The following is a 2866-nucleotide window of genomic DNA, read 5'->3' as shown; positions in this document are numbered from 1 at the left end:
TGGTCCAGATCGCTCAGGCTGCCGTCGCCATGCTTGTCCCACATCAGCACGCCGTCTTCAGCGCCGGCCCAGGCGGTGGTCGAGCCATCAAGGCCTGGTAACGCAACCTCGGTATCAGCGTAATGCAGCGTACCATCTTGATTAAGATCCAGTACCACTGGAGTCACTACATTACCAGTAGAATCCACTATGACAGAATCATTACCAGCCAGATCCGTGGTTTGGAAGGTGTAGTCTGATAGAGTCCCAGTATATGGTGTAGAGAATTCACTCAAGGCTATCTGCCAGGCAGTAGCATTTGGTTCAGTGCTAGTGCTAGCAACTTCATTGTCATTAGCATCAAACACAGTAATGGTTGAGTTCGTTTCCGAAGTACCGGTAATACCATCAGTAGTACCTCCCCCATCAAGCGTAATTTGTTCCTCAGTCATACCGGATGGTGCATTCGGATCGATGGTATCGACTTTATAGCCAGAGTTATCAGCCACAGCATCAAACGTGAGACCAACAATAGACTCACCTGACAGATCCGCCAAATCCCCCACAATAGCACCATTTAGATTTAGCCCATTTGCTGGAATCGAGATGCCATTGGCATCGTTATCTCCCGCTTGAATCGTATACGTGAACTGCAAGGTATTGCCGTCAGGGTTGCCAGAATACACTGCTTCAACGGTTTCTGAGCCAATAACAAGATCCAGCGACGGGGTGCCATTGGTGGTATCAAATTCAACCGCCATATTAGTGGTGATGGTGGCAGTGACAGAGTCTTGCGTTTCTTCCAAAACGCCGTCGCTATTATGTACTAGCGTACTTTCGTTGAGGAAATCGTTTTCTCGACCAACAGCAGACGTCAGCGCAACGTTAGTAATTTCAGGTGTTTCTTCAACCGTTGATGGATCTGGAATAACAAGCTGAGGCGTTTCCTCCAATGCAGTAAGAATCGGGTACTGATCTTCCACCAACGTCCAGATGGTCTCATCAAAACCGTCAAGCCCTGCCACTTTACCGATCATCTGTTCAGTATTCAGTGCGGTGCCTACAGGTTCATTCGTGTCGTTTGTAGACCCTTTTTCCACCCCCCGCTTAGTCACGTCTGCATCATAGTAAGCATTGATCTGTTGACCGCTTATCATTAAGCCTATCAGACCACCCGTGGTACCTTCTGAGGATAACTCACCGGCAGCGTAGACGTTTTCTAATGTTGTACCATTAAAAGCTGTACGTCCGGCAATACCACCTGTATACCCGTTATAGGTACCGATAACCTCGGCTATGGAAAACGAATTTTGGATAGTAGCGCCTTTTATCGCATCGGCCACCAGGCCGCCGACGGCATGAAACTGACTAAAAGGCTCAGTGTCATCTGTTCTCTCAACGGTACCCTTCGAATAAGCTTGCTCTAGGATGGGCGCATCGCTATCTGGACCATTATCCATACGACCAAATATACCACCGGCACTGAGACGACCGGTGACATTACCCTCAAACGAAACCTCACTGGCACTGCCGCCAATAACGTACCCGACCAAACCAGCCGCGTAAAAATCGTCACCGTCAATCTGGCCATTGATAACATCGACATTGTCAATAGTCGTATTTGTGGTGCTGCCTGCCAGAGAGGCTGTTCTCTCTCCCCCGATGATAGTGGCATCAACCAGGTTCACATCCTTAACGGTGCCGCCATCAATGGTCTCAAACAAACCGACATTTTCCACTTCTGGCTTATCGATGGTCAGCCCTTCAATATTGAAGCCGTTACCGTTGAAGTTGCCGGTGAAATTGGCAATCGGATCCCAGCCCGTGCCGTCGCTATTAAACTCTGCGTAATCACTTTGCTCAGTGGTCAGGCTCTGAGTCAGCGTGAAGTCAGCCTCTGGGTTCTCTCTCAAAGCATCTAGTGTTGTCCAGCTTGAAATGAGGTAGGACTTACCGGACTCATTGCCGACGCTGTCATTCGCAGTAAAGGCGTAGCCATCCACGCCTTCTGCCGTATTTATGCCATTAATATCGCTTATGGTGATCGACCAGTCACCGTTGTTATCGGCTTCAGGTGGCGTAGCCAATGTGACTTCATTACCATTGTCGTCAAAAACCTTGATAGTAGCACCGGGCTCTGCTGTGCCGCTGATCGTGTCTTCTAATAAAACAAAATCAATGTCATCAGGAGAGTCAGGGGCGATAGTGTCAACCTCAGATTCAGGATCAGTCGACTCGCTAGTCACTCCTGCCATGGTGTTACCGGCGGTATCCATGGCGTCCGAGACATCAAAGGTCACATTACCAAGCTCAACATTGTCATCGACAACGGTGTATTCCAGCGAATATTCCGTACCATCGCTTGACCATGTGCCGTTAATCGGGTCGGTCAAGGTAGTATCGGCATTGTTGTCAATGATCGGTTCAACGCTTGTATCCATCTCTTCCGAGAAGGTAAAGGTCGCGGTGACGGTGTTACCGTCATCGGCTTCGCTGATCTCGGTGTCGTCGAGTACCACCGTCTCGAGCGTCGGCGGCGTGGTGTCCAGCGTAATAACGTCCTTGGCCGACGTCGCCGGGTTGCCCGCAGCGTCCGTAACGTCGGCGTTCACAGTGATAAAAGTGTCGACCAGACTTGTCAGGTTCACTTCATTGTTTAACAAGGTCCACTCACCCCCATTGACCGAGGCCGTGATCGTAACGACAGAGACGCCGTCACTGAAGTCAACAGTAACTTCCTGACCGTCCTCGGCACTCGTGGTGCCACTGACCAGGACATCCGTCGCCTCACTCGCGTTGACAACATTATCGGATTCGATGGGGCTATCAATGCTCAGTGTAGGGGCCGTGGTATCCAGCGTCGCGGTGTCATCCACGCTGCCCTGGT

At 50.4% G+C, this 2866-nt stretch carries 1 protein-coding gene; it reads right to left on the bottom strand.

Annotated features, from left to right (window positions below; all coding sequences use genetic code 11):
* On the bottom strand, window positions 1-2866 hold a 2866-nt coding region (locus C7A19_RS09190), incomplete at both ends, for an Ig-like domain-containing protein (RefSeq protein ID WP_155522561.1).

Source organism: Salinivibrio sp. HTSP, from assembly GCF_003390965.1.
GTDB classification, from domain to species: domain Bacteria; phylum Pseudomonadota; class Gammaproteobacteria; order Enterobacterales; family Vibrionaceae; genus Salinivibrio; species Salinivibrio kushneri.
This window is presented reverse-complemented; position numbering and strand designations above follow the sequence as displayed.